Here is a 26365-nt window from a genome sequence, read left to right on the forward strand (position 1 = left end):
GCTCCCGCGAATTAGCCAGCAAGCTGGCTGACTCCAAATTTAGGAGATACACATGACAGATATCTTTCGCACACTCTTGATCGTTCTATTGCTCACCGTCAGCCTTGCGGCATACTTTGTTACTTTGGGTGCGCTTTTCCCATCTCGTGTAGCCAAAGTGGGACAGGTTATCAATCAAATACCAGGACGTTCCCTCGGTGTGGGTTTTGTTAATTTCTTATTCTTTGGTGTGATCCTGCTTGTGCTGGTCACGATCACAGACGGGAATGCCAACAGGGTCGACTCTGTCATTCGAGCCATCCTACTGGTTCCCACCATTGGCCTCGCGGGTTTGTTGACTGCCGTCTTGAGCTTTGGCTTGGTGGGCATGGTCAATGTTTTGGGTGAAAAAGTGTTTCCCACATTTGAAGCCTTGAAGCGGACCATTTCAGGCTCTGTGCTTTTGTCCTTTGCCTGTGCCTTGCCATTTGTGGGGTGGTTCCTGCTGTTTCCATATGTCGCGCTCACAGGTTTCGGCGCTGTGATCTTGAGTTTCTTTCAAAAAAACCAGTAGATCATCTTGGAAAATGACATTCTCAGCCTAACTATTTTGTAATTTTTAGTTTTCTAACAATGTTGTAAATAGAGTTCCTTTTCCTATTGATATAATTTATTAAAGTTATATTAAACAGGCAACTGAAAGAATGAATTGTTTGACTTTGCCTGTAATTTTTTTCAGGAAAGGAAATTTTTATGTTATTCGCTCCCCAGGAAAAAGGACAAGGTTTGGTTGAGTATGCCATCATTCTCGCTTTGGTAGCCATTGTGGTTATCGCTGTGATGAGGTTGTTAGGCCCCAAGATTGGGAACACCTTCAGCTCCATCAATAATTCTCTTCGAGTCTGATTGACGTATTTCTCAAACAAAAAGAACCGCATAAAATGCGGTTCTTTTTGTTTAATATCATCGTTAGATCAAATACAAAATACTGCAACTTTTTCGTTTGGTTTCTGTATCCCTTACATCAACCAAACGAAAGGACATTTCCCGTGGCCGATATTTCCGCCATCTTCTTCATCCTCTTGATCATCGCTATTGCCTTCCCTGCCATGCTGACCGCATGGTGGCTGTTGTTCCCAAATCTTATTTCGCGCGCACAAACACGAGTGGAGAAATCCCTGTCTGGCACATTCTGGTTCGGGCTGGTTATCGTCATCGCATTGACTATCCCCATTGTTATTTTGTTCGCACTTCCCTTTGGCCCTGCTAAAGCCTTCGGGTGGATCTTGCTTGCGGTTTCGCTGGCGCTCTCCACAGTAGGTGCAGCAGGCATTGCCGCGCATTTAGGCGAACGGATAAAAAACACAAGCAAGGACATGACATCACTCGGTACTTTCATCCGTGGGGCAGTTGTGCTGGAGCTTGCCGCATTTCTCCCTGCCATCGGCTGGCTCTTCTTCTGGCCTATCGCCATTATCACAGCCTTTGGTGCGACAGGCTTTGCCCTCCTCAACTGGATGCCGCGAGAGAAATCTCAAATTGCTTCTGCAACTACTTCACCCTCGCAAGCATAAATCTTTTGTGTTCTTTGTGTCCTTAGTGGTAAGAAAATGACCCTCTCCCGACGTGACTTCCTCAAACTTGGCGCACTCGTCACTGCCAGCGCAGTGCTCTCCTCCTGCGCACCTGTGTACCGCAGGCTGGCTGGTGACCTCCCAACCGTTCCCTGGGCACCACTGACAGCGAGTGACTTCCTTGCCCTCAACCGTCTCACCTTTGGGCCACGCGTCGAAGAACGTGCCCGCTTTACAGAGATCGGACTTCAAAACTACATCGAGGAACAACTCGCATTTGATTCTATCAACGATTTCGATTGCGAATTATTACTCAATCCGTTCAAGACCCTCAATATGGATGCGAACGAGCTTGAAGGCATCAGCAATCAGTTGTTTGATGGATATGACCGCGATAAAGCGCCAAATGAACTGCGTCAGGCAACATTGATACGCCAACTGTATAGCAAGCGTCAACTGTATGAAGTGATAGTCGAGTTTTGGAGTGACCACTTCAATATCTTCATGGAAAAAGGCAATTGCTTCTACCTCAAAACTGTAGACGACCGTGAAGTGATCCGCAAGCACGCGATGGGTAACTTCCGTGATCTGGTGTGGGCGTCTGCCCATTCGCCCGCGATGCTGACCTATCTCGATAATCAAGCCAATGAGAAAAGTCATCCCAACGAAAATTATGCGCGCGAACTCATGGAGTTGCATACGCTCAGCGTCAACGGCGGTTACAGTCAACAAGATGTGATGGAGCTGGCGCGTTGTCTCACGGGTTGGACGGTCAAGGAGCACTTCTGGCTCGGTGACTTTGCCTTCAAAGAGGAACTCCACGATCAAGGCGTGAAAAATGTTTTGGGGCGAACGATCCAACCGTCGGGTCAGAGTGAAGCGGAGCAGGTCATCGAGCAGTTGGTCACACATCCCAGCACGGCGCATTTCATCGCAACCAAACTTACTCGTCGCTTCATCGCGGATGAGCCGCCTCAGCAAGTTGTCGAAAAAGCCGCACAAACATTTCTCGATACGAATGGTGACATCCAATCTGTGTTGCGTGTTATTTTGTTGGACGGTCTTCCGCTCGCGCAACCGAAATACAAACGACCCGCGAATTTTGCTTTGTCTGCGTTGCGAGCACTTAATGCCGAGACCGATGGCGCCGCGATCAATGAGCATCTGCTTCGGATGGGGCAGTCCTATTTCAATCATCCCACGCCCGATGGGTATCCCGATCACAGCGAGGCTTGGCAGGGAAATCTCATGCCGCGTTGGCAATTTGCGTTTGAATTGATTCGCAATGAGATGAAAAACACGAAGCATAATCTCAATGCTTTATTGGATGTCGTCCCAACAGACAGTTTACAAGCTGATGTGGATGCAGTGGCCTCATTGCTTTTGGGTGCCCCTTTAGAACGCTTCACTCGTGACGAGTTGATCGATTCGGTTTCGAAAGCGGGCGCCACCCCCGAAGAGACTCTGCAGATCATCGCCGCGAGTCTCATCGCTTCACCTGCGTTTCAATGGAGATAGTTTCCGCGCTGATCGGAGCGTAGCGAAGTCGAAGCGCCGTTAAGTTAGGCCGAGATTGCTTCGTCACTCACTACCGTTCGCTCCTCGCAACACCGCACCTGCGGTGGGTGCAGGTGTGACGAGATGATTTTGGAGATACCATGTTACAAACCTTACCCGTACTTCATCAGATCCCAAATAAATCCTGGATGCCACGCCTTGCATTCGTACCTCGCAACTCCGCACCGCGTGGCGATACATTAGTTGTCATTTTCCTACGCGGCGCCGCGGACGTGTTGAACATGGTCGTGCCGCATGGCGAGGATGCGTATTATCGTTTACGTCCGTCACTTGGTGTGCCAAGACCAGATGATTCAAAAAGGAAAAAAGAAGAAAGAGCTTTGGACCTGGATGGATTCTTTGGATTCCATCCGAGCATGTCTGCGTTGACCGATGCATGGATCTCGCAGCAGCTTGCCATCATCCATGCCTGCGGTGCACCAGATGAGTCGCGTAGCCACTTCAAGGCAATGGAGTTGATGGAACGTGGCGTGGACGATGAACGCGGGCCCGCCTCGGGTTGGATCGGCCGTCACCTCGCCACGTTGGATACAGGTAACTCGTCGCCATTGCGCGCGGTAGGGATGGGGACTCGTCCGCAGAGGAGTTTGAGCGGGTCAGTCCCTGTTTCGGCTTTGCGCTCCATCACGGACTTTCACCTCGGTGGCGATGCACGTGCCTTACAACAAATGCGCGCCGCGTTGAGCACGGTCTATGAAGGTGACGTGATGGGACAGGACACGTTATCCATTATGGATACGTTACAACAACTTGACCCTGTGAATTATCAATCGAAAGTTGCCTATCCCGATTCGGAATTTGGACTTGCGCTCAAACAAACTGCCATGCTCATCAAAGCGGAAGTGGGACTCGAAGTCTCTGCCATCGATGTGGGTGGATGGGATACGCATTTCGCTCAAGGTTCGGTCAATGGGCAGATGCCCAACTTGATGAAAGACCTCGCCGATGGCATGGCCGCCTTCCATGCCGATATGCAGGAATATATGAGCCAACTGACGATTGTCACGATGTCTGAGTTTGGGCGGCGCGCCTCGGAGAATGGAAGTTTGGGCACCGACCACGGACACGGAAGCATGATGATGGTCATGGGAGGTCACGTGGACGGTGACAAAGTCCACGGCCAATGGCCTGGATTGGGCGAAGGCCAATTGGTTGGTCCCGGCGACCTCGCGGTCACGACCGATTATCGCGATGTCCTCTCCGAAATCCTGACGAAGCGTTTGAACAATCCCGCCATCGATTCTATTTTTTCGAATTATCAAACCAAGCCCGTGAATGTGCTCAGCGGATAATCGAATACAATTGCATCGGGATCTTCTCGATGCAATCTTCGAACACCAAATTTTTATTTGGTGGATTGGGATGTGGACTTGCGCTCGCGTGCCTCGGGGTTGGATACTTCGCCTACATCGTGGGCAACTTACGCGTCTCGCCTTCCCCTGCGGGGACGATGCCCCCCGACCCGACAGTTGATTCGGCCTCTCTGATAACTCCCACGCCCATCTTCATTTTTCAAGTCACAGAACCTGTTGGGCCAACGCCCCTCGCAGAGACATTTTCCCTCACGCCGATTCCATCTCCCATCCCCGGCTCGTTCGGTGACATACCTCCTGTTGGCAAGATCGCCTTCGCCTGTTACATCAAACAAATTGACCAGATCTGCCTCATGAGCGCGGACGGGACGAACCGTGTGCAACTCACGGACTTCAAGGCCACGGCCTTTTATCCATCCATTTCACCGGATGGAAGCACGGTTTACTTTTCATCGAAGCAGGATGGTGGATTTGAAATTTATTCCATCTCAGTGGATGGGGGAGAAGCACAACGATTGACCAACGACATCGGCAGTTTATACGCGCCTGAACTTTCCCCAAACGGTGAGTGGATTCTCTTCACCAATCAGGGCAACGGACTTTGGTTGATGCGCCCCGATGGGAAGAACCCTCATGCCCTCACGAACCGTGATGATATTGACCCGACATGGTCTCTCGATGGTTCGATGATCGCGTTCGCTTCCTCGCGTGCAGGAGACCGTCAACTCTTCGTCATGGACGCGGACGGGACGAACATCCGTCAGGTGACGAACCTCGACAACATGGGCGGGCGCAGTACCTTCTCTCCCGATGGAACAAAACTAGCTTTCTATCGTGGTCCCGCCGGTGACCACAACATTTACGTCATCAACATTGACGGTACGGGCCTCGTCCAACTCACGAACGGAGGCGATAACCTCGGCCCTTCGTGGTCACCTGATGGCAATTGGATTGCGTTCACGTCTTATCGCGACGGCAACAACGAGATCTACATCATCCATCCCGATGGAACAGGCCTCACGCGCCTGACGAACACCTCCATTTCAGATTGGCAACCGAGGTGGGGGAATTAAGATGTTTATTCAGCAATTGGACTGCTGGATAAAGTTGCGTATAATGCAGTTATGGAAGATATAAGATGTTATACAGCCCACAGGCTGTATAACATCCCAATTTGGGGGTTTATACAGCATGCTGTATAAACTATAGTTAGCCGCTTTCTCTGAAATTTTGTCCAAGTAAATCTCCAAAGGAATAAAATGGATTTGCCAATATTTAAGTATCATCCTGATCCACTTGCCACTGGCTCAATAATTGAAAGCAATGCGATGTGCCACTGTTGCGAGCAAAGTAAAGGTTATATTTATATATCCAATGTTTATGCCGAAGAAGATCTTGATAACAAAATTTGCCCTTGGTGTATTGCGGACGGGAGTGCCGCCAAAAAATTTGATGCTACTTTTTCTGAAAGTTTTGCTTTAGAGCAAGCAGGAATTTCCAACGACATCATCCTTGAAGTTACAACAAGGACTCCAGGATATGTCACATGGCAACCAGAATTTTGGCTATCCCACTGTAAAGACGCATGTGCCTTCTTGGGTGATGCATCAAAGGATGATGTATTAAGAATTGCAAATGAACATGTTAAAGTCATCCGCTGGGAAGACCTCAATGAGGAAGTTATGAAAGAGATTGCCAAAGATTACCAGCCAAAAGAAAGTCCAGCGTTTTATAAGTTTAAATGCCTCCACTGCAATGAGATTTTATATACAATGGATTATCTTTAATGGCAAAAAGCGGCTAACACAGCGTGCACCCGACGTGTGGGAGTCTGCGCGATTTACAGGCATTTTTCTGGCTTCGGGTTTTTTCTACATCTCAAGCATTGTCCACGCCCGCCCACACGCGGGTAACGCAAACCGTTGAGCAGTTGGTTGACACAACAAGATTCCTCTTACGGCCCGCCCATATCCACAGTCCAATAGCCGCCGTACGAGCTGAATTTGTTATAGACATATCCCACGCCGATCTCAGTGACACGCGAGTTAATGACCAGCTCCCATTCGAGTTTTGGGTGTATCTTCCATTGGTTGATCGCATCGCCCGGCAGACCGATGGCGAGCAGTTCAAGGTAATACGGATTGGTATAACCTGCTTTGGTCAGGCGGTCCCCTGTCCACGAGCCATCGGAGCCGCTGTGCTTGAGAAAGTCTTTACAGGCCATATCGAGGCTGTGTGCTTGTGCGGCGCTCATTAACTTATCATTGACCGTCAATTCGGCGCGACCTACATCTGCACGGGCTTTGTTGATCAGATCGATCAACTGTTGAACATAACTGCTGTTCGTTGTGTACACACAGTTGCCAACCTGCCCAGCCTGCGATGAACCCACAGTGATCTGCACCCAGAAAACGGATTCGTTTCCCACAGGCACGGTTTTCCCATCTGCATTCCGTAATTCAAAATTTCCATGATATGTCCCGTCGATGGACGGGGCAGTTAGATCCACTGAAACTTCCACAGGGTTGCCCTTGTCTGTTTCAGGGACGGGCACAGAATCGGGGGAAGCCATTCGGTCACCGTCAACGAATGCGACGGTGTACCCTGTCCATTTGCAATTGCCATTGTTTTGTAATTTCCATATTTTGGTGAAAGTTTCACCCGTGGGCACAATTGCGTTATCAGGGTATGTCACATCTTCGACGAGGGCCGCACTGTCCCTGCAGTTGGAGGCGGGATCAGGAGTTCGCGTTACAGAGGGATCCAACGTCGCTGTGGCGGTGGGCGGAACATCCGTCGGGATGGTTAAGGCTTGTTTGGTCGGAGGCAGGGTCGAGGTCACAAAAAGAGGCGCGGCTGGTGTAGCTGTGCCCTGTTGTTGCGATGAAACGTCCACGCAGGATGTCAAAAGTAAAACAAGAGTAATAAAGAGAGTGATGTGTTTTTTCATGGTTAAGGTCTTCCAAAATCTACAGTGTAATAACCGCCGTACGCCGTATCGGCCACGTAGGCATATCCAACGCCCATCTCGCTGATGTTCGGATTCAAGATCGCGTCACGATGGATTTTATCGTTCATCCACCAATCGAACGCAGTTTGTGGAAAGCCACTTCCGTAGATGATCTCTTCGGAATAGGAGGGAGCATACCCTGCAGCGACCACGCGTTGATTAACAGACGATCCATCGGAGCCTGTGTGGCTGAGTAAACCATGGCAAGCCATATCGATGCTGTGGCCTTGTGCGGCGGACGCGAGTTGTGCGTTGATCGCGAGGGCAGGCAATCCGTTTTGCGTGCGGGCAGTGTTGATGAGATTGGCAATTTCAGTTTGATATGATGCACTGGTGGTGTATGTGCAACTCTTGGGGCCTGAAGGCTTTGAAACGGGCGTGTTGTTGGGAGAGGTGGCAATAACTATAACGTTGGTTGGAGCGGCGATGCCGATCAATATCTTCACCCAAAATGTTTTTTCTGTGCCGATGGCAAGTGCCTGGCCGTTCGCGTTCCTTAACTCGAAATATCCTGTGTAACTTCCATCTGCCGATGGGGCAGTGAGTTCCACAGATACATCCACGGTCTGGCCTGATGCGGTTTGCGGAACGGGTGCGGTATCGGGCGCATCCATTCGGTCACCCGCTGAAAATGCGATGGTGTAGCCGCCCCAATTGCATTTGCCTGTGTTCGCGAAGCGCCACGTTTTCGTGAACATTTCTCCGCGCGTCATCAACGTATTATCGGGCACGGTTACATCTTGCATCAGCACGGCGCTATCTTTGCACGTTGTTCCGTTGGCCAATGGCGTTTCCACCGGTGTGGTTGTGATGGATGCGTCAGGAGTCTCTGTCAACGGGATTGATGTGGCCACAGACGGTTCTTGTTGGGTTGGTGGCAAAGTGGCCGTGACAAATTGCGGCCCTGTGGGCGTGGGCATATCTTCTACAGCGATATGCACGCAGGATGTGAGTAATAAAAGAATGGATATACCAAGAATTGTTTTTTTATACATGGGATTTTCTACCAGGGCGGGGTTTAAATGCCCAGTGATGGATCAAAACATGATCATCTGTGATTTGGATTTTTCAAGCGGGTCGCTGGCGATCTGTTCTTCGAACGTTTCGCGCGTCAACACTGGGACCTCGAACAGGGTCCGCAACAAACGATATTTTACAAGCTGATAGCTTTTCATACGTGCCGCCAGCGACGGGTCACGTTGTGCCTTGTATTGGATCAACCCTGCACGTCCGCCGGGGATGACAATGATCGTTTGCTCTGCCGGGTAAGGTGTTTCGTTGATCGCACGCCCGATCAATGCTGATGCAAGGATGCAAAATGCGTGTGCCACTTTGCTTGAGCCGCCGTCCCCGGCGGCGAGGACGCCGCCTTGAGCAGATGGATACTCCCAAAGATAATTTTTATCCTGTTTGCGTGTTTCATATTGCAGGCGTTTTCCAACAGCATGGAGCATGGCCGTGATCGTAATGAGCTCATTGCGCCGCGCATTGGCGACATCTTCGGGGCGCAACCGCCATGAGGCTCCGCTTTTTTCTGCATAGGAATTCAAGATCGCATAGATCATTCCCTTTGAAGGTGTCATCAACCCTGGGAAACGCGGGTACAAATCATCTTCGATCTCGAGATAAATGCTATCGGGATTCTTTTGCAAGAATGTGACGATGGCTACTTCGATTTGATCTGATAACGAATCGTCCTGAGCGTCCTTCGACTTCGCTCCGCTCCGCTCAGGACGAGATGCGAGACCCCACATCCCTGTATCCACATTCTCGCCGGTAGAGTAATGAACAAATCGCTCATCGTCCGCTAGTGCACTTTGAATAACAGATTGTGTTGTTCGCAAGGCCTCGTCGAATTCCTGTTCCTTTTTCTTCAACGCATGAGTCTCGGTCAACGCGATCAGCCCCGCCGCATGCACATGCAGATAGCTGGCGGGTTCGCCACGTTCGGTCAAATGCATGTGAATAGCTTCGCGTACAGAGTCCACGTTGGGGATGTTCGTCTCGCGTTTCAAATGTTCGCCGCGCTTCCATATGAGTTGGATTGGATCATATTCCGTGCGCAATGCAAGCGATGTCAGATCAAAGCCAGCCGCACTGGCGGCGGTCAATGCAGAGGTCAAAAATGCGGGTTCGGCTTCGGGCAGTAAGCCAAAGAACGGCGTACCCAGTGGGAGCAATTCAAACAAGTGAGCGAATGCGGCATTCAATGCGGTCGCGTTCCATGCCCAATCATACCGTCTACGACGCAATGCCACCTTGAACGGTTCCACTGCCTCGCGCCCCCACAGCCACCCCGCCCACAAAGCGGACAATGTCCAAAACGCTTGATTCGGACGCGGCACCGAACCGATCACTGCCGCAATAGGAATCTCTTTTTTGACTTCGTGTGCCAGATCTTTGAGACGACCTTCGTAAATGCAGATGCCGCCGCTCTCTGGGATCTTCTTCGGCCACGCTTCCACTACGACGCCTGAACCTGTTTCCGTCCAAAGACTTAATCCACGCTCCAGCATCATCCATAAATTATGCTCGCGAAATTGGCTTGGAATGTTGAGTTGCTTGGGCCGCGGCCTCTCAGATGGATGTCCCCACAGTGTGTTGCCCGCGTCACAGGCCAGCAGAATCATTGCGGTCAAGGCACGCCTTCGTTCAGTTGCGAGAGTCAAACCATCGAGACGGTTGATGACTGTTGTGAGGAAATACAATGGCCTCGGTAAATAATGTTCGATGGCTTCTTCTGCATAGATGCGGTCTTCGTCATCGAGTGCTACAACACGTTCAAATGCGCGTGAACGATGCAGGCCGTCTGTCGCTTTGATCTTTTTTGCGCGGTCAATGTCAACCTGTGTGGTCACGCGTTCGCCCGCATCCTCGCAATGCGGACACTTGTACACACGGGCATACGGCGCATCCTCGCCTTTGCGCCAGAGAAATGCTTCAGCTTGTATGTCTTGTTCGCATTTTTCACATGGTGTGAGATACAAAGATTGAAGATGCGCCTGAAGCCGTTCGTCCCCTTTTTTGACGACGGCCAGATCAGCGAGTGCAGCTTTGAAATCCGCTTCCGATGGGGGATTGGCCGACATCTCAAGCATGAAGCGTGTGATCGGGTTGTTGACCGTCACCAGTACACGATACCCTGCGCGCGCGGCCTCGAGGGTCAGCCGGGGGGAGAATCCGAATGGGTCGAGGAGCCAGCTTGAAGTCGAGGCGTGAGGCGGGAGCCAGCGTGCGACAACACCTTCCTCAAGAGGCGGCGTATAGCGCGAAAGCGGACCTGGGTCCGCTGGCTTTGTCCCTGGGATGTAGGGTTGGTGGTCCATCTGGAGTTAAGTATACATCCCCCAGCCTTTCCGCTCTGAGCGGAGCGTCCTTCGACTGCGGGTTTCGCAACAACCGCTCAACTCTCCGCTCAGGACGGAAGAACTTTGGGAAAGAGCGAAGTCGAAGCGTATGTTCAGCACGGAGAGGCTTATGGCATTGCGCCTAAAGTTGGCGCACAGACGATATCGTAGTATTCCAACTCGGTGGCTTTGTTCTGCTCAGCGTAGGCCGCGGCTTCCTTACCGATATTGCGTACAGCATCAAGCTCAGATTGGACTTGATACGGCCAATAGCGCGGAATGACCATACGCGGGTCGTTGACATACCCTTCGGCTTGATATGCAGGACGATTGGGGTCGTCCTGGTCTGCGAGCGGAATCCAGTTGTACATGACGGGCCCACGTGGGTTGACGGTAAAACCAAGACGGTAACCGTATTCGCGCGCGATCTGCACGGGGCGAGCACCAAACCCACCGCCTGGCCAGATGATGGCAACCGGTGTTTTGTTGAAGTTCGTTTTTAAGTCGTTGAGAGAACCTTCGAATTCGCCTTTGATGAATTCGTCAGTGGATTCGTCGCTCATGTTGATGTTGTGAACGTAGCCATGTGACTGATGGTCGACCCAGCCTTCGGTTTCGAGGGCGACGTTGTCTTGCAGGTTCAGCGCGCGAATGGAATCATCCCAGCTGATCCATGCGTTGACGACAGGCCAGCCCCACTTGTCGTGATAGGGTCTGAAATGTTCATTGAAGTTTTGGGCTGTACGGCGGTCGTCTTGAATGAGAAGCACGGAACGGCTGGGGATCTTGGCGTTGTGGTCGACGAAATCTGCCAGTTGTGTAGCGTTGATGGCTTCGAAGCCTTGATCGTGCAGATCGTTCATCATGTGGCCGAAATCTTCGGCGGTGATGTCGTTGGCAGTGACATCGGATGCACTTTGCTTGATGCCGTGCAACATCACAACCATGACGATCGTGCCGGGGGCAGCGTTGGTCGAACTCCATTTGTCACGGAGATATTGGCAGGTGTCTGTGATGTACGTGTGCGGCGTATCGAGCGGGTTAAGTTTATTTGATACATACCCTGCCGGTAACGCAGGCGGTGTGCGGACGGCTGTCGATGATGGGACGGGTGTCTCGGTGGGGACGGGCGTCCCTGTGGGTTGAAGTGTAGCGAGTGCAGTCTGGTAGGCCTGTGTGGAAAAGGCGCTGATGTCGATGGTGGGTGCGGCGGCAGGCGCAGGGGCGCACGAGGCCAATAGAATGAGGAGCAGGCTGAGGTTAAGGATGAGGCGTTTAGTCATATGAGTTTAAATTAAAAACAAAACCCGTCATTGCGAGTGGCGCCTTGGCGCTACGAATCAATCCCCAACATGATGGTGAGATTGCTTCGTCGGGCTACGCCCTCCTCGCAATGACGGAGTTTCATATTATTTATTCTTCGCTTTTGCCAGAGATAAAGTCTTCCACCTTTTGGTGGCAGACTTCATCACGGAATTGTTTGGGTGGGGTCTTGAAGAAGTAGGAGGATGGGCCGACGATGGGACCAGCCAGCTCGCGGTCAAGCGCAAGTTTGGCACAGCGGATGGCATCGATCATCACGCCTGCAGAGTTGGGGCTATCCCACACTTCGAGTTTGACTTCCATGTTGAGGGGAACATTGCCGAAGGTGGTGCCTTCCATGCGGATGTAGGCCCACTTGCGGTCGGTGAGCCAGGGTACGTGATCGCTGGGGCCGACGTGTACATTGCTCGGGTCGATCTCGTAGGGAATCATACTGGTGACGGCGTTGGTCTTGGAAATCTTCTTGCTCTCGAGGCGTTCGCGTTCGAGCATGTTGAGGAAGTCTGTGTTGCCGCCGAAGTTGAGCTGGTAGGTGCGGTCGATCTTGACGCCGCGATCCACGAACAGTGTGGCAAGTTGACGATGCAAAATAGTAGCACCGACTTGGCTCTTGATATCATCGCCGAGGATGGGCAGTCCAGCGTCAGCGAAGCGTTTGCCCCAATATTCAGAGGATGCGATGAAAACGGGAATGCCATTGACGAACGCACAACCTGCCTCGATGATCTGCTCCACGTACCATTTGGTTGCCATCTCAGAACCAACGGGCAGGAAGTTGACGACCACATCGGTCTTAGTGTCTTTGAGCAGTTTGACGATATCAGCTGTTGAGCCGGGCGCCTTTTCAATCACTTCGGAAAGGTACTTGCCGAGTCCATCGTGGGTCATGCCGCGCACGACGGGTACGTTGAGGCGAGGGACATCTGCGAATTTATAGGTGTTATTAGGTTCGGCGAAGATAGCTTCAGAAAGATCTTTGCCAACCTTGGTTGCATTGATGTCTATACCCAGAGTGAATTCAATATCCTTCACATGGTAATCAGCGAGTTGGGTGTGCATGATGCCGGGGATGATGTCATCCTTTTTTGCGTTCTTGTAGAATTGCACTCCCTGCACAAGCGATGATGCGCAGTTCCCCACGCCGATGATCGCAACACGTACTTTTTTATTTGCCATTTTCTTGAAGTTCTCCTTGTTTATGGTTGCTGAATGATGGGTTTAACCCACTGTTGCAGAATTTGATTTAGCCACAGAGACCACTGAGCCTTTGAGTTTTTCTCCGTGGGCTGCGTGACTAAACCACTCCTTCAAATTGCCTATTTGGATACGATGTTCCATGTTGTATAATGCATCTGATGTCAACCAACGAACGTATTGATCATTTGGAACGTTTGCTGGAAGTAGTTCGGGGTTTGACGACTGCACCCGACCTCGAATCCTTTTTGCAAACGATCATTACTGAAGCCACCGAGATGACGGAGAGTGAACTCGCGTCCATTCTCGAGTATGACGATGAGACGAATGAACTGCGCTTCCTCTCGACTATTTGGTTTGACCGTGATGTGCTTCGTCCCATGGGCGTGCCGCTGGAGGGAAGTGTAGCTGGTTGGGTATTCAGTAAACAACAGCCATTGATCATTCAAGATACCAAAGCGGATCAACGTCACTTCAAGGTGGTGGATCGTGTTACGAAGCACGAAACCCAGTCCCTTGCGGCAGTGCCTCTCATTGTGCGAGGCCAGACCGTGGGTGTTTTGGAAGCGCTCAATAAAAGGGACAATGCTCATTATACCGAAGAAGACCTGACTATCCTTGCTTCACTAGGAGCACTTGCGGCGCAGGCCATGCGTAATGTGAATTTGGAAAGGAAAGTTCGGTCCGCGCGAATTGAATTAGCCGAACTCGAACGCCTCAAAACGGACTTTATAGCGATCGCTTCTCACGAGCTTCGCACACCCCTTGGCTTGATCCTCGGTCATGCGACATTCCTGAAGGAACTAGTCGGGCAGGAACATGAAGGCCAATTGAATACGATCATCAAGAATGCCACACGTTTGAAGGATATCGTTGAGAATCTCTCGGATGTGGATAATATGCAGACTGGTGTTGCGCGTGTTCGTAGCCGCAGAATTTCACTGGCGAAGATCGTGGAAGATGTTGTACTAACGTTTCAGGACGAGGCTAAGGCCAGAAACATTACCATTACGAAAGAACTCGGTGATTCGCCCTATTACGTTGAAGCGGATGGGGTCAAGATCAATATTGCTTTGAGTAACCTTGTAAAGAATGCCATCCAATTCACAGATGAGGGTGGACGCGTTCATGTTTTGGTGGAAGAAGATTCGGGGTACGTGAAAGTTGCTGTGATCGATAATGGTATTGGCGTCCCTGCCAAAGACTTGCCGAAATTGTTCGACCGTTTCTTCCAGGTGGAAGGTCACCTCACACGCAAGCATGGAGGCATGGGGCTGGGACTTTCCGTTGCGCGCTCCATGATCGAACTACACGGTGGACGTATTTGGGTTGAAAGCGAAGAAGGAAAGGGAAGTACTTTTACATTCCTTCTGCCGGTGGAAAGTGAAGTAAAGCCTGTTGTTTCAACTGGGCCGTTCGTTCAATAGACCCTTGTCATTAAACTTAAAACAAAATCACCCTCGAAAATTACATCGGGGGTGATTTTTATTTTTAGAGTTTGAGCATTCCGCCAGTTTAGCTGGGCATTGGTATCTGACCTTGATGGTTTACACTCATGCCAAATTGGCCAAACAAATGTGCGTAAATAGCGGATGTATATGCCACGATGCCAACGGTCAATATAAACGATGCGAGTTGACCGATGCAAGGGATGATGTTGAGGATTACTTGAGCAAACCCTGCCACTAATCCGACTCCGAACCCTGCCGCGAGGCTAACACCCCAAGCCGTGAAAAAGGAACCTGTGTTCCTGCCGATGAGGTTGAACACTTCGCGAAGTTTGAAGCACGAAGCAAATGTCCCTTCACGGGAAAAGACGATCATAATGCCGGGGTAGATCACGGAAAGAGCCAGCCCGTATAAAGCAAACATACATGATAGGCAGACCAACAAAACACTCCCTGCACCAGCGATCGTGTTTGCGATATCCTGCATGTCTCCATTACCAGCCATCAGAGCTGGGATCACCATAATACTTAAGGGCAGGCAGATCACGATCAGGATGGGTAGGGAATACACCAAGCCAGCCAACCCCAAAATAAGACCATCCATGAATTTTTTATCGATGTTCTCCCAGGTTGGCAAAGGCTCCTGTTGATTGTTCATCACGTTGCGGAGTAACTGCACCATGTAACCGGTCCATGCAAAGTTCAGGATCGGCACCATGGTGATTAAGGCGCCCAACCCAAGTTTGCTGATCCACTGTTTATCGTCAAACGGAAAAGAAAAAGCTTTACCGATGTTCATGAATTCTTCCTGTATCTGAAAATGCAAAAAGAAAGGGCTACTATACAGTAGCCCTTCAAAGATATTTTTCTAATTAACTCTGGCTTTTGACCAAGTTTGAAATAAGCGGGATCTCGATCAACTCACCTTGATAGGCTTTGTAAGCGCAATACAGTTGATAGAACCAGACGAGAATACCGACACAGAACGTGGATGTAACGATTGTGATGATGCCAAGGACAAGAGCCTGTGCGTTGTGGGCCTTGATAAAGGGGCGATCCTTTTTATCAGCCATTAATAGAATGATGATGGGCATTAGGGGTGAAAGTGCGTACGAAAGAGCAGCAAACAACTTATCATCACTTGTAACATCCATCATAGGTGCGTTAGACATGAGTTCCTCCGAATTGATATTGTTTTTAGATTTCAAGTATTGTACAACCAAATAGGGCAAAAATCAACCAAATTATTGAGTAGTGTGGGGTTACTTCATTCCTACTGGTAAAATACCCATATGACAAAAATAGTATTCATGGGTTCACCAGATTTTTCATTGGCCACCCTGCGAGGGTTGGCAAACACATATGATGTTGTAGGTGTTGTTACACAACCAGACCGTGCCTCAGGGCGTGGACGTGAATTGAAAGCGCCGCCTGTTAAAGTCCTTGCACAAGAACTTGGCCTTCCCATCATGCAACCTGAAAAACTCAAACAGCCTGAAGCCATGGAACAATTACGTGCATGGGCTCCTGATCTTATTGTTGTTGCGGCGTTTGGGCAGATCCTTCGCAAGGATGTTTTGGAATTGCCGCGCTTTGGGTGTATCAATATCCATGCATCTTTGTTGCCTCGCTGGCGTGGCGCGGCACCCATCAATGCCGCCATACTTGCTGGGGATGAAGAGACGGGCATCACCATCATGAAAATGGATGTGGGACTCGACACCGGCCCGATGCTCTCTAAACGATCCATCCGCCTCACTCCTGACCATACAGCTGGTTCAGCCTTCCAAGCCTTATCTACTCTGGGAGCGGATTTGCTCCTCGAAACTCTGCCTGATTATTTATCTGGCAAGCTTCAACCTGTCTCTCAACCCGAAGAGGGTGCAACTTACGCCCCCATGATGAAAAAAGAAGAGGGCAAACTCGATTTCACGGATGATGCCCACGCATTGGAGCGACGTGTGCGTGCGTTTAATCCGTGGCCGGGCGCGTTCATGGATTTTGATGGGGCAGTGTTGAAGGTCCACCGTGCGCATGTTGATGAGGGAAAAGCTGAGGAGGGGCAAAGGTTAATTGTGCAGAATCAGCCTGCTGTTGGAGCAAGAGGCGGTATTCTCGTCCTCGATGAAGTACAGCCTGCCGGAAAGAAGCCTATGAATGGAAAGTCGTTTTTAGCGGGTGCGAGAAATTGGGCGTGATTATGCGGGGTATTCTTCGCGCACCATCTCGATGAGCTTTTGAGCAAGAAAAGAAGGTGTTCTATCTGCGCGAGTTGCGGCCGCGATCTTTCTTTGTGGCGAGGTGTCACTCAAAGTTCGGTAGGTGATGCGGTTGGACGTATCGCTGACGGCTAGTGCGCGCGGAACAAGTGAAACACCCAGCCCCAGCGCAACACAATTTTGCACGGTGGTCAGTTGCGATGTGTCGCACACGACCTTTAATTCCAGCCCTTGTAAGTGACAAAAGGATTGTATCTGTTCACCGAGACAGTGCATCTCACTCAACGCGATAAACGGAAAATTATCCAATTCTTTCACACGAATGGATGCGCGAGTGATGATGTCGTTTTTGCGGGAGGATGCAACCAGAAGCGGCTCAGTATGTAATTCTTGTGTGCGGATCAACTTGTTATGAATGGGCGTGCTGGTGATGCCAACGTCCAGTTTCCCATCGACAAGATCACGTACAAGGGCTTCGGTGAGATCTTCTTGCACAGTGAGATGTGCGTTTGGATATTCCTGACTGAAACGCTTGATCACGCGTGGTAAAACAAATGGCGCAATGGTGGGAATAAAGCCAACATGGAGCAGGCCATGACCTGCATCCATATTTTGGTTGAGGGTGTGTTTAATGTTTTGAAGATCTCCAAGGATAGTGATTGCTCGCGGCAATAAAATTCGGCCTGCATCAGTCAATACCACTTTACGGGGGAGACGTTCAAAAAGGGCTTCACCCAATTCCTGTTCCAATTTCATGATCTGTTGGCTGAGGGATGGTTGGGTGATGTTGCATCGTTCAGCGGCGCGACTAAAACTTCCCGTTTCAGCGACAGCGACAAAGTAAGTGAGTTGGTGGATTTCCATGTGATTTTATTGGTATAGTTTCTGTCTATGGTCTGTATAGGTATCCTATATTTTACATCTATAAATCAAAGTTATACAATGAATTCAGAATATTTCACATATCTACTATGTTTCAATCACTACAAGGAGAATAACAATGAGCGAAGAAAACAAATGTCCTGTTGCCCACGTTGGTATGACCTCTGCCAGCCGGGGAACGTCTAACCGTGATTGGTGGCCCAATCAACTGAACTTGAATATTTTGCACCAACACGCGCCTGCCTCCAATCCAATGGATCCTGATTTTGATTACGCAAAAGAATTCAAGAAGCTCAATCTGGCCGCGGTCAAGAAAGACTTGGCGCAACTGATGACCGACTCGCAAGAGTGGTGGCCCGCGGACTGGGGTCATTACGGTGGTTTGATGATCCGCATGGCTTGGCACAGTGCCGGTACGTATCGCACCGCAGATGGTCGCGGTGGTGGCGGAACGGGCAACCAGCGGTTTGCACCGGTCAATAGTTGGCCTGATAACGTCAGCCTCGACAAAGCACGCCGTCTCCTTTGGCCCATCAAACAAAAATATGGCAACAAGCTCTCATGGGCAGACTTGATGATTCTTGCAGGCAACGTAGCATTGGAGTCGATGGGTTTTAAGACCTTTGGCTTTGGTGGGGGACGTGCCGACATCTGGCAACCCGAGGAAGATATCTATTGGGGTAGTGAAGACAAATGGCTGGGTGGCGATATTCGCTATGCCCACGGTTCTGACGGCGTTGAAAAGGATGACGCGGTGCTCGTGACAGACGATACTGCGGACGGGAAGATTCATAGCCGCAATCTGGAGAATCCATTGGCAGCCGTGCAAATGGGCTTGATCTATGTCAATCCCGAAGGCCCGGATGGCAACCCCGACCCGGTTGCTTCAGGCCGTGATGTCCGCGAGACTTTTGCCCGCATGGCGATGAACGATGAAGAAACCGTTGCGCTTGTCGCCGGTGGACATACCTTCGGCAAAGCACACGGCGCAGGCGATCCGAAACTTGTTGGCCCCGAACCTGAAGCCGCTCCACTCGAAGAAATGGGGTTGGGTTGGAAGAATAAATTGGGAACTGGCGTAGGCGTCCACACCACTACCAGTGGCATCGAAGGTGCATGGAAACCCAATCCCACTCAATGGGACATGGGTTACTTCGACATGCTCTTTGGTTACGAATGGGAATTGGTCAAAAGCCCGGCGGGTGCGCAACAGTGGCAGGCAAAGAACTGCAAGCCCGAACATATGATCCCCGACGCGCATGACCCATCGAAGAAGCATGCGCCGATGATGACCACGGCTGACTTGTCTTTGCGCTTTGACCCGATCTATGAGCCGATTGCTCGCCGCTTCCACCAGAATCCCGAGGCGTTTGCAGATGCCTTTGCTCGCGCTTGGTTCAAACTGACACACCGCGACATGGGTCCCAAAGTCCGTTATCTCGGACCGGAAGTCCCGAAGGAAGATTTGATCTGGCAGGATCCCATTCCTGCGGTCGATTACAAGTTGATTGATGCAAAGGGTATCGCTGCTTTGAAGAAGGAGATCCTGGCTTCGGGTCTTTCCATATCCGAGCTTGTTTCTACAGCCTGGGCCTCTGCATCCACCTTCCGCGGATCGGACAAGCGCGGTGGTGCTAATGGCGCTCGCATCCGCCTTGCCCCGCAAAAGGATTGGGAAGTCAACCAGCCCGCACAATTGGCAAAGGTGCTTACGACATTGGAGCGCATCCATACAGAATTCAACAGCGCACAATCTGATGGTAAGAAAGTTTCTCTCGCTGACTTGATCGTGCTAGGTGGTTGTGCGGCGGTTGAAGCGGCCGCCAAGGATGCTGGATATACAGTGAATGTGCCTTTCACACCGGGCCGTGCCGATACAACACAATCACAAACCGACGTGGAATCTTTCGCCGTGCTCGAGCCTGAAGCGGATGGTTTCCGCAACTACCAGAAGACCACCTTCACAGTTTCTGCTGAAGAAATGTTGGTGGATAAGGCCCAGTTGCTGACCCTGAGCGCTCCCGAAATGACCGTGCTTGTTGGCGGTCTGCGTGTGCTTGGTGCCAATGTTGGCGGTTCACAAAATGGTGTGTTCACCAAACAGGTTGGCAAATTGACAAACGATTTCTTCGTCAACTTGACCGATATGGGCGTTGTCTGGCATCCCACATCGGAAGCCGCCGATACATTCAATGCTCACGACCGCAAGACCGGCGAAGTCAAATGGACCGGCACTCGCGTGGACTTGGTCTTCGGCTCCAACTCACAACTGCGTGCTCTTGCCGAAGTCTATGCACAGGATGACAACAAGGAAAAGTTTGTACGTGACTTCGTGGCGGCGTGGAATAAGGTTATGAACCTTGACCGTTTCGACATTGCCTAATCGTTGAATAAATCTTAGCTTCAAGTCAATTTGATGTACAATCGGGGCTGTGTAATTCAGGCACAGCCTCGATTTTTTTAAGCAAATGAAGAAATCCGTGAACCAGAAGTTCTTTTCGGCCGATGTGTGGTTGGCGTACCGATTCGATCATGTTTGGGGTTTAAGGGCTGTAATCAAAATCCATAGGAGACAATATGTTTAATCCGAAAGTGTTCGTGGCAGAGTTTATCGGCACATTCACGCTGGTGTTTATCGGCGCGGCCGCTGGTATCTATAGTACGGTGAGTTCTTTGGGGATGGGTTTATTGGGGATCGCGTTGGCTCACGGGTTTATTCTGGCCGCGCTTGTGTATACGTATGGTCATATTTCAGGGGCACACATTAACCCAGCCGTTACTTTGGGCCTTGCCATCAATGGGACGATCAAGTGGTTGGAAGCCGTTGTATATTGGGTTGCCCAATTTGCCGGTGCAGTTCTTGCGGCCTTTTTGTTGAAAATGTTTATCACCCTCATCAATGCGGACCTTGCATCTGGCATGGCGACCAATGGTGTGCTTAGCACTGAGTATGCCTATTACGCTTTGGGGCTTGAAGCACTGTTGACCTTCTTCCTTGTCAACACAGTTTTGCACACAACCGTTGATGGCAAGCCAAATCAGGTCGCTGGTATTGCGATTGGCCTAACCTACACAATTGCCATTATGGCTGGTGGTCCGTTGACGGGTGCTTCCTTGAACCCGGCGCGTTCGTTTGGCCCGGCGATCTTCACATCTGCTGTTACAGCAGGCACGCCCGATTTCCAGAACCCCATGTTCTACTTGATCTATTTCGTGGGACCGTTCATTGGCTCGGTCTTGGCCGTGCTTCTCTATCAACTCTTCAAGTATGAGTTTGTGACCAGCGCAGACCTGGAAGACGAAGAAGATGAAGAATTGGAAGTGGAAGAGATCGTTGTTGAAGAAGAAGTGGTCGAAAAGCCTGTTCGTAAGCTTGCGGCGCGTAAGCCCACAAAGAGCTAAGATAGAACTTCGAATAAAAAAGTCCCCGCCAATTTGGTGGGGACTTTTTGCTTTATTAGACTAAAGCTTCACTTGGTAGACAAGCTTGTTACGCTGAAGCAAGCGTCTCTGAGGAAGAGCCGATGCCTTTGAAATATTTTTTCTGTAAGTAGAAGGCCACGTTCACCAGTCCGATCATCACAGGGACTTCGATCAGTGGACCGATGACTGCCGCAAAAGCCGCGCCGGAGTTAATCCCAAAGACTGCCACAGCTACAGCGATGGCAAGTTCAAAGTTGTTGCTTGCCGCTGTGAAGGATAGGGTGGTGGTTTTGGAATAATCGGCTCCGACAGAGCGCCCCATGAAGAACGAAACGAGGAACATCACCACGAAGTAGATCAAAAGTGGAATGGCAATGCGGACAACATCCAATGGCAGTTCCACGATCACATCACCCTTGAGCGAGAACATAACAACGATGGTGAAGAGTAAAGCGATCAACGTCAGCGGGCTGATCTTGGGAACGAAGACCTTGTGATACCAATCCTTGCCCTTTGCGCGGACAAGGAAATAGCGCGTCAGAAAACCTGCGATGAATGGGATGCCCAAATAGATGAATACACTTTTCGCGATTTCGCTGATGGTGATATCCACGATGTTGCCGGTCATGCCGAACCATGTGGGCAGAACAGTAATGAACACATACGCATAAACGCTGTAGAACAGAACCTGAAAGATGCTGTTGAAGGCCACCAATCCTGCCGCGTATTCGTTATCACCTTTTGCAAGTTCATTCCACACGATGACCATCGCAATGCAACGTGCGAGGCCGATGAGAATAAGTCCGGTCATGTATTCGGGGTAGCCGCGCAAGAAGATAATGGCAAGAACGAACATCAAAATGGGGCCGATCACCCAGTTTTGCACCAGCGAGAGGCCGAGAATTTTCCAGTTGCGGAACACATCGCCTAACTCATCGTAACGAACCTTGGCCAGCGGCGGATACATCATCAGGATCAAACCGATCGCAATCGGAATGTTCGTTGTGCCAACCGAAACCGCTCTATTAAAATCCGCAACGGCTTGAGGGAACAGAAAACCTATCCCCACACCTAATGCCATTGCGAGAAATATCCACAAGGTCAAATAACGATCCAGGGTTGAAAGTTTTTTGGTCGTGCTTTTTTCCTGTGACATACCAGCCTCCATTTCAAGAATACATTTTGAGCAATTGAGTCATCTCTTTTTCAATATCATCTCGCACAGATCGAAAGACGCTCATGATCTCTTCCTCTGTGCCTTCAGCTTTTGCGGGATCGGGGAAACTGTGATGGACACGTTTTCCCTGCCCGAGCCAGATGGGACATTCCTCAGCCGCCGAATCACAGACCGTGACTACGAGGTTGAAATCCACGCTTTTGAATTCGTCAACACGCTTCGAACTACCCGTGTGCTGGATCCCGATTTCTGATAGCGCTTCCAACGCCTTAGGGTGGACGTAGCCTGCAGGTTTTGTTCCTGCGCTGACGGCTTGCCATGTATCGCCCAGCCGGGCATTGATGATCGCCTCTGCCATTTGCGAGCGGCAGGAATTCCCTGTGCATAAAAATAAAACTTTTTTCATGGTGATCTCCAAACTTTGTAGTGTGTGATAATTTTATGGAGAGCGAGAGAATGCTGTGTTATTGTCTTGTTAATGATTACGCAGTCGCTACTGCGTTTGTCAGCCATGTTGTAACTTCAGCGGGCGTGGGGATGCGCCCCGAGGAAACGACTTTTTCATTGACGACCAACCCAGGCGTGGACATGATGTTGTATGCCATGATGTCTGGATACTCGGTCACTTTGATGACCTCCGCTTCGATGCCCATGTCAGAAACAACTTTGTGAGCGATCTGCTCCAATCGTTTGCAGTTTGCACAGCCTGAACCTAGTACTTTGATAGTTAACATTTTTCTCCTTTTATCTTCTCGATAAGACCCTAAAGGTTTCAAAAACCTTTAGGGTCTATGTTTTATAGAACCCAGTTGAACATATAGCCTGTGAGAATGATCGCCACTGCGATCACCGCAAAGAACGTGACGAGTAAGGGCGTTTTCAAGACACGTTTCAAAATGACAGCCTCGGGCAGGCTCAAACCGATGACAGACATCATGAAGGCCAGCGCTGTTCCAACCGATGCGCCTTTTTCGATCAGTGTACCCACGATGGGGACAATGCCTGCTGCGTTGGAATAGAGTGGGATGCCGATCAATACCGCCGCAGGGACCGACCACCAAGCCTGTTTGCCCAATATCGAAGCGAGAGCATCCTCGGGCACGTACCCGTGGATCCCTGCGCCGACAGCAATGCCGATCACGACATATAACCAGACCTTGCCAACGATTTCCTTCACCGATTCCCAGGCGCGTTCGATACGGTCAGCCCAGGTTAATTTTTCTTCCGTCAAATTTGCTGTATGTTGGATTTTCCAAACGAAGTCTTCCACATACTTTTCCATTTTCAGCCGCCCAATGATGAAACCCGCAACGATGGCAACGATCAATCCAGAAGTGATATAGAGTCCCGCCACTTTCCAGCCGAAGAGACCAAACAACAGAATGATGGCGACTTCGTTAATGGTTGGCGCGGCGATGAGGAAGGAGAATGTCACGCCAAGTGGGATGCCTGATTCTACAAAGCCTATGAAAAGTGGCACGGCAGAACATGAGCAAAACGGAGTGACAATGCCAAGCAATGCGGCGAAAATATTGCCAATGCCTTCACGCTTCCCGCCGAGCAGGGCGCGCGTTCTTTCGGGGCTGAAGAACGTGCGGACGATGGAGATCGCAAAGACCATCCCTGAAAGCAAAAGCAAAATCTTGGGCACATCGTAAAGAAAGAATGCCAGTGATTCACCGAAACGCGAATCACGTGCCAGACCCAATGCGGAATAGGAGATCCAATCTGCTAGAGGTTGAATCATGTTGTATGCAACAAACCATGCAAGGATGGCAATCGCAAGCATGCCGTATAAACGTCTATGAGTGTGGGGCAGGGAAGAAGATGGAAGTGTGGTCATGGGTTATAGACTCGTAACAGGAATAAGCGCGGGCACACACTGCGGACACTCGCATGAAGGATTGACCTGCGTATTGATGAGGGCAGAGACAGATTCAGCCGAGAGTCCGCTTAGGGTAGCTGAGGCAGTGATAAGGTCTAGAAGCGAGGCGTCTTTCAGGCTGTAGAAAATGTAACGGCCTTCACGCCGGTCTTGCAGGATGTCCGCTTTGCGGAGTGCCATCAGATGTTGAGAGATGTAAGCCTGACGCCATCCAAGTGATGCTTCAAGATGACAAACGCAGGCTTCGCCCTTGCCGATCAAAAGTAAAATGGCGATGCGTTGCGGTGAGGCAATGGCGGTGAGCGGTGCGGCGATCTGTTCGGAAATTTGAGTGATGGATTGTCTTTTCATATTCATAAACCTGAATGTATTATACGACACATTCGAAAATGTGAATATAACGAATGTCACTGTATAAATTGCTGAATCTCCCGAAACATCAGCGTGGTTTTGTTATACAATTGAAAAAATCGTTGGAAGGTGCATATGTCAAAATACGTCGCCGCGATAGACCAGGGTACGACCAGCACTCGTTGCATGATCTTCGATCATGGGGGAAATGTGATTGCCGTTGACCAAAGGGAACACCAGCAAATTTATCCGAAGCCCGGTTGGGTGGAGCACGATGCGCTTGAGATCTCCGAGCGGACCCTTGAAGTGATGAATGGGGCGTTGGAGAAAAGCGGTGTTTCTTCCAAGGATATTGTTGCGATTGGGATCACGAATCAACGCGAGACAACGGTTGTGTGGGATAAGCAGACCGGCAAGCCGATCTATAATGCAATTGTCTGGCAGGATACGCGGACGGACACCATCATCAATGAATTGGCTAAAGATGGAGGACAAGACCGCTTCAGACTTAAGACCGGCCTGCCTCTGGCAACCTATTTTTCTGGCCCCAAGCTGAAATGGATTCTCGATAACGTGGACGGTGCATGCGCTAAAGCCGAAAACGGAGACTTGTTATTCGGCACAATTGACACTTGGCTGATCTGGAATCTCACTGGTGAGTACATCACGGATGTGACGAATGCCTCACGTACGATGTTGATGAATATCAACACATTGGAATGGGACGATGAGATATTAGGCATCCTCGATATTCCGCGTGCGGTGTTGCCGAAGATCAAATCTTCTTCGGAGATTTATGGCTCGGTAGGGAAGGGCAGCTGCCCTTCCCTACAAAATGTACCTGTTGCAGGCAACCTCGGCGATCAACATGCCGCATTGTTTGGTCAAACCTGTTTCAATCCCGGCGAGGCGAAGAACACGTATGGTACGGGTTGCTTCATGCTGTTGAACACCGGTGAAAAACCTGTCCCTTCGAAATCGGGATTGCTGACAACGATGGGATACAAGATCGGTAACGCGCCAGCCGTGTATGCGTTGGAAGGTTCCATTGCGATCACGGGAGCTTTGATCCAGTGGCTGAGAGATAACTTGGGGCTGATCCAATCGTCGGCGGAGGTGGAAGCGTTGGCTCAGTCAGTGGAGGATAGCGGCGGAATCTATTTTGTCCCAGCCTTTAGCGGATTGTTCGCTCCGTATTGGAAGTCTGATGCGCGGGGCGCGATCGTCGGGATGACTCGTTACGTCAACAAGGGGCATATCGCACGTGCCGCGCTCGAAGCGACGGCATATCAGACGCGTGAAGTATTGGATGCTATGGAGACAGACTCGGGTGTGAAGTTGACCGCGCTCAAAGTGGATGGGGGAATGGTGTTCAACGAATTGCTCATGCAGTTCCAAGCCGATGTGCTGGACGTGCCGGTCATCCGCCCGAAGGTGGCAGAGACAACGGCGCTTGGTGCGGCCTACGCGGCGGGGCTGGCTGTGGGCTTTTGGCAGGATTATGATGAACTGCGCTCGAACTGGGGCAGGGACAAAGAGTGGCGCCCGGCCATGAGCGAAGAATTGCGAAAGAAGTTATACTCAGGCTGGAAAAAGGCAGTCACAAGGACGTTCGATTGGGTTGAATAATAAGCCATGCTCTCAGCGGCGTCCTCGCCGCCG

General features: G+C 50.5%; 25 protein-coding genes. 12 read left to right on the forward strand and 13 right to left on the reverse strand.

What is annotated here, in order from left to right; all coding sequences use genetic code 11:
• Positions 1-52 precede the first annotated feature (52 nt).
• The 7 genes from IPP66_10915 (at position 53) to IPP66_10945 (ending at position 6231) form a co-directional block, all read left to right on the forward strand.
• Positions 53-553, forward strand: coding sequence for a hypothetical protein (locus IPP66_10915; protein MBK9925790.1), 501 nt, complete (start codon positions 53-55; stop codon positions 551-553).
• Positions 554-732: 179 nt separating this feature from the next.
• A complete protein-coding gene (locus IPP66_10920; protein ID MBK9925791.1) occupies positions 733-885 on the forward strand; it encodes a Flp family type IVb pilin in 153 nt (50 codons plus the stop codon).
• A gap of 143 nt (positions 886-1028) precedes the next feature.
• Entirely contained in the window at positions 1029-1553 is a 525-nt protein-coding gene (locus IPP66_10925; protein MBK9925792.1) for a hypothetical protein, read from the forward strand.
• A gap of 36 nt (positions 1554-1589) precedes the next feature.
• On the forward strand, positions 1590-3071 hold the full coding sequence (locus tag IPP66_10930) for a DUF1800 family protein (protein MBK9925793.1): 1482 nt from the start codon (positions 1590-1592) through the stop codon (positions 3069-3071).
• A gap of 140 nt (positions 3072-3211) precedes the next feature.
• Complete coding sequence (locus IPP66_10935; GenBank protein ID MBK9925794.1) at positions 3212-4423, forward strand: DUF1501 domain-containing protein; 1212 nt, start codon at positions 3212-3214, stop codon at positions 4421-4423.
• Positions 4424-4452: 29 nt separating this feature from the next.
• Positions 4453-5517: a PD40 domain-containing protein gene (locus tag IPP66_10940; protein ID MBK9925795.1), complete on the forward strand. Its 1065-nt coding sequence runs from the start codon at positions 4453-4455 to the stop codon at positions 5515-5517.
• 186 nt (positions 5518-5703) lie between these two features.
• Positions 5704-6231 (forward strand): CbrC family protein, encoded by a 528-nt coding sequence (locus IPP66_10945; protein ID MBK9925796.1) that lies wholly within the window; start codon positions 5704-5706, stop codon positions 6229-6231.
• Positions 6232-6398: 167 nt separating this feature from the next.
• On the opposite strand, the gene IPP66_10950 is transcribed toward IPP66_10945, so the two are convergent.
• The 5 genes from IPP66_10950 to IPP66_10970 all read right to left on the reverse strand — a co-directional run bounded on the left by IPP66_10950 (position 6399) and on the right by IPP66_10970 (position 13300).
• On the reverse strand, positions 6399-7394 hold the full coding sequence (locus IPP66_10950; GenBank protein MBK9925797.1) for a hypothetical protein: 996 nt from the start codon (positions 7392-7394) through the stop codon (positions 6399-6401).
• A 2-nt stretch (positions 7395-7396) separates the two neighbouring features.
• Positions 7397-8449, reverse strand: a complete 1053-nt coding sequence (locus tag IPP66_10955) for a hypothetical protein (protein MBK9925798.1) — start codon at positions 8447-8449, stop codon at positions 7397-7399.
• A 42-nt stretch (positions 8450-8491) separates the two neighbouring features.
• On the reverse strand, positions 8492-10780 hold the full coding sequence (locus tag IPP66_10960; protein MBK9925799.1) for a hypothetical protein: 2289 nt from the start codon (positions 10778-10780) through the stop codon (positions 8492-8494).
• A 149-nt stretch (positions 10781-10929) separates the two neighbouring features.
• On the reverse strand, positions 10930-12084 hold the full coding sequence (locus IPP66_10965) for a polysaccharide deacetylase family protein (GenBank protein MBK9925800.1): 1155 nt from the start codon (positions 12082-12084) through the stop codon (positions 10930-10932).
• 130 nt (positions 12085-12214) lie between these two features.
• Positions 12215-13300 carry an inositol-3-phosphate synthase gene (locus IPP66_10970; GenBank protein MBK9925801.1) on the reverse strand — a complete coding sequence of 362 codons (1086 nt, stop codon included), beginning with the start codon at positions 13298-13300 and terminating at the stop codon, positions 12215-12217.
• 179 nt (positions 13301-13479) lie between these two features.
• Here IPP66_10970 and IPP66_10975 point away from each other — a divergent pair, with 179 nt between their 5' ends.
• Positions 13480-14745, forward strand: coding sequence for a GAF domain-containing sensor histidine kinase (locus tag IPP66_10975; GenBank protein MBK9925802.1), 1266 nt, complete (start codon positions 13480-13482; stop codon positions 14743-14745).
• 88 nt (positions 14746-14833) lie between these two features.
• Here IPP66_10975 and IPP66_10980 read toward each other — a convergent pair whose 3' ends face one another.
• Together IPP66_10980 and IPP66_10985 are read right to left on the reverse strand one after the other, a co-directional pair.
• Positions 14834-15565 (reverse strand): DUF4013 domain-containing protein, encoded by a 732-nt coding sequence (locus IPP66_10980; protein MBK9925803.1) that lies wholly within the window; start codon positions 15563-15565, stop codon positions 14834-14836.
• A gap of 73 nt (positions 15566-15638) precedes the next feature.
• Positions 15639-15938, reverse strand: a complete 300-nt coding sequence (locus IPP66_10985; GenBank protein ID MBK9925804.1) for a hypothetical protein — start codon at positions 15936-15938, stop codon at positions 15639-15641.
• Positions 15939-16058: 120 nt separating this feature from the next.
• Between IPP66_10985 and IPP66_10990 the strand changes: the two genes are divergently transcribed.
• A complete protein-coding gene (locus IPP66_10990; protein ID MBK9925805.1) occupies positions 16059-16964 on the forward strand; it encodes a methionyl-tRNA formyltransferase in 906 nt (301 codons plus the stop codon).
• On the opposite strand, the gene IPP66_10995 is transcribed toward IPP66_10990, so the two are convergent.
• The gene (locus tag IPP66_10995; protein MBK9925806.1) at positions 16965-17849 is read right to left on the reverse strand and encodes a LysR family transcriptional regulator; all 885 of its coding nucleotides are present in this window, start codon (positions 17847-17849) and stop codon (positions 16965-16967) included.
• A gap of 136 nt (positions 17850-17985) precedes the next feature.
• Between IPP66_10995 and katG the strand changes: the two genes are divergently transcribed.
• Complete coding sequence (katG, locus tag IPP66_11000; GenBank protein ID MBK9925807.1) at positions 17986-20250, forward strand: catalase/peroxidase HPI; 2265 nt, start codon at positions 17986-17988, stop codon at positions 20248-20250.
• A 194-nt stretch (positions 20251-20444) separates the two neighbouring features.
• Complete coding sequence (locus tag IPP66_11005; GenBank protein MBK9925808.1) at positions 20445-21269, forward strand: MIP family channel protein; 825 nt, start codon at positions 20445-20447, stop codon at positions 21267-21269.
• Between the two features lie 88 nt (positions 21270-21357).
• Here the strand turns inward: IPP66_11005 and arsB are convergent, their stop codons facing one another.
• The 5 genes from arsB to IPP66_11030 all read right to left on the reverse strand — a co-directional run bounded on the left by arsB (position 21358) and on the right by IPP66_11030 (position 24703).
• Complete coding sequence (gene arsB, locus IPP66_11010; GenBank protein MBK9925809.1) at positions 21358-22446, reverse strand: ACR3 family arsenite efflux transporter; 1089 nt, start codon at positions 22444-22446, stop codon at positions 21358-21360.
• 13 nt (positions 22447-22459) lie between these two features.
• Positions 22460-22873, reverse strand: a complete 414-nt coding sequence (locus IPP66_11015) for an arsenate reductase ArsC (protein ID MBK9925810.1) — start codon at positions 22871-22873, stop codon at positions 22460-22462.
• A gap of 76 nt (positions 22874-22949) precedes the next feature.
• Complete coding sequence (locus IPP66_11020; GenBank protein ID MBK9925811.1) at positions 22950-23201, reverse strand: TM0996/MTH895 family glutaredoxin-like protein; 252 nt, start codon at positions 23199-23201, stop codon at positions 22950-22952.
• Positions 23202-23263: 62 nt separating this feature from the next.
• Positions 23264-24310, reverse strand: coding sequence for a permease (locus tag IPP66_11025; GenBank protein ID MBK9925812.1), 1047 nt, complete (start codon positions 24308-24310; stop codon positions 23264-23266).
• 3 nt (positions 24311-24313) lie between these two features.
• The gene (locus tag IPP66_11030) at positions 24314-24703 is read right to left on the reverse strand and encodes a helix-turn-helix transcriptional regulator (protein ID MBK9925813.1); all 390 of its coding nucleotides are present in this window, start codon (positions 24701-24703) and stop codon (positions 24314-24316) included.
• A gap of 135 nt (positions 24704-24838) precedes the next feature.
• Here IPP66_11030 and glpK point away from each other — a divergent pair, with 135 nt between their 5' ends.
• Positions 24839-26332, forward strand: coding sequence for a glycerol kinase GlpK (gene glpK / locus IPP66_11035; GenBank protein ID MBK9925814.1), 1494 nt, complete (start codon positions 24839-24841; stop codon positions 26330-26332).
• Positions 26333-26365: the final 33 nt, after the last annotated feature.

The sequence above is a fragment of the Candidatus Defluviilinea proxima genome (assembly GCA_016721115.1).
Classification (GTDB): Bacteria; Chloroflexota; Anaerolineae; order Anaerolineales; family Villigracilaceae; genus Defluviilinea; species Defluviilinea proxima.

Excerpts from the sequence above, each read along its gene's own strand:
- IPP66_10915 (MBK9925790.1), top strand. The coding sequence starts at position 53 with ATGACAGATATCTTTCGCACACTCTTGATCGTTCTATTGCTCACCGTC.
- IPP66_10920 (MBK9925791.1), top strand. The coding sequence starts at position 733 with ATGTTATTCGCTCCCCAGGAAAAAGGACAAGGTTTGGTTGAGTATGCC.
- IPP66_10930 (MBK9925793.1), top strand. The coding sequence starts at position 1,590 with ATGACCCTCTCCCGACGTGACTTCCTCAAACTTGGCGCACTCGTCACT.
- IPP66_10935 (MBK9925794.1), top strand. The coding sequence starts at position 3,212 with ATGTTACAAACCTTACCCGTACTTCATCAGATCCCAAATAAATCCTGG.
- IPP66_10940 (MBK9925795.1), top strand. The coding sequence starts at position 4,453 with ATGCAATCTTCGAACACCAAATTTTTATTTGGTGGATTGGGATGTGGA.
- IPP66_10945 (MBK9925796.1), top strand. The coding sequence starts at position 5,704 with ATGGATTTGCCAATATTTAAGTATCATCCTGATCCACTTGCCACTGGC.
- IPP66_10950 (MBK9925797.1), bottom strand. The coding sequence starts at position 7,394 with ATGAAAAAACACATCACTCTCTTTATTACTCTTGTTTTACTTTTGACA.
- IPP66_10955 (MBK9925798.1), bottom strand. The coding sequence starts at position 8,449 with ATGTATAAAAAAACAATTCTTGGTATATCCATTCTTTTATTACTCACA.
- IPP66_10960 (MBK9925799.1), bottom strand. The coding sequence starts at position 10,780 with ATGGACCACCAACCCTACATCCCAGGGACAAAGCCAGCGGACCCAGGT.
- IPP66_10965 (MBK9925800.1), bottom strand. The coding sequence starts at position 12,084 with ATGACTAAACGCCTCATCCTTAACCTCAGCCTGCTCCTCATTCTATTG.
- IPP66_10970 (MBK9925801.1), bottom strand. The coding sequence starts at position 13,300 with ATGGCAAATAAAAAAGTACGTGTTGCGATCATCGGCGTGGGGAACTGC.
- IPP66_10975 (MBK9925802.1), top strand. The coding sequence starts at position 13,480 with ATGTCAACCAACGAACGTATTGATCATTTGGAACGTTTGCTGGAAGTA.
- IPP66_10980 (MBK9925803.1), bottom strand. The coding sequence starts at position 15,565 with ATGAACATCGGTAAAGCTTTTTCTTTTCCGTTTGACGATAAACAGTGG.
- IPP66_10985 (MBK9925804.1), bottom strand. The coding sequence starts at position 15,938 with ATGTCTAACGCACCTATGATGGATGTTACAAGTGATGATAAGTTGTTT.
- IPP66_10990 (MBK9925805.1), top strand. The coding sequence starts at position 16,059 with ATGACAAAAATAGTATTCATGGGTTCACCAGATTTTTCATTGGCCACC.
- IPP66_10995 (MBK9925806.1), bottom strand. The coding sequence starts at position 17,849 with ATGGAAATCCACCAACTCACTTACTTTGTCGCTGTCGCTGAAACGGGA.
- katG (MBK9925807.1), top strand. The coding sequence starts at position 17,986 with ATGAGCGAAGAAAACAAATGTCCTGTTGCCCACGTTGGTATGACCTCT.
- IPP66_11005 (MBK9925808.1), top strand. The coding sequence starts at position 20,445 with ATGTTTAATCCGAAAGTGTTCGTGGCAGAGTTTATCGGCACATTCACG.
- arsB (MBK9925809.1), bottom strand. The coding sequence starts at position 22,446 with ATGTCACAGGAAAAAAGCACGACCAAAAAACTTTCAACCCTGGATCGT.
- IPP66_11015 (MBK9925810.1), bottom strand. The coding sequence starts at position 22,873 with ATGAAAAAAGTTTTATTTTTATGCACAGGGAATTCCTGCCGCTCGCAA.
- IPP66_11020 (MBK9925811.1), bottom strand. The coding sequence starts at position 23,201 with ATGTTAACTATCAAAGTACTAGGTTCAGGCTGTGCAAACTGCAAACGA.
- IPP66_11025 (MBK9925812.1), bottom strand. The coding sequence starts at position 24,310 with ATGACCACACTTCCATCTTCTTCCCTGCCCCACACTCATAGACGTTTA.
- IPP66_11030 (MBK9925813.1), bottom strand. The coding sequence starts at position 24,703 with ATGAAAAGACAATCCATCACTCAAATTTCCGAACAGATCGCCGCACCG.
- glpK (MBK9925814.1), top strand. The coding sequence starts at position 24,839 with ATGTCAAAATACGTCGCCGCGATAGACCAGGGTACGACCAGCACTCGT.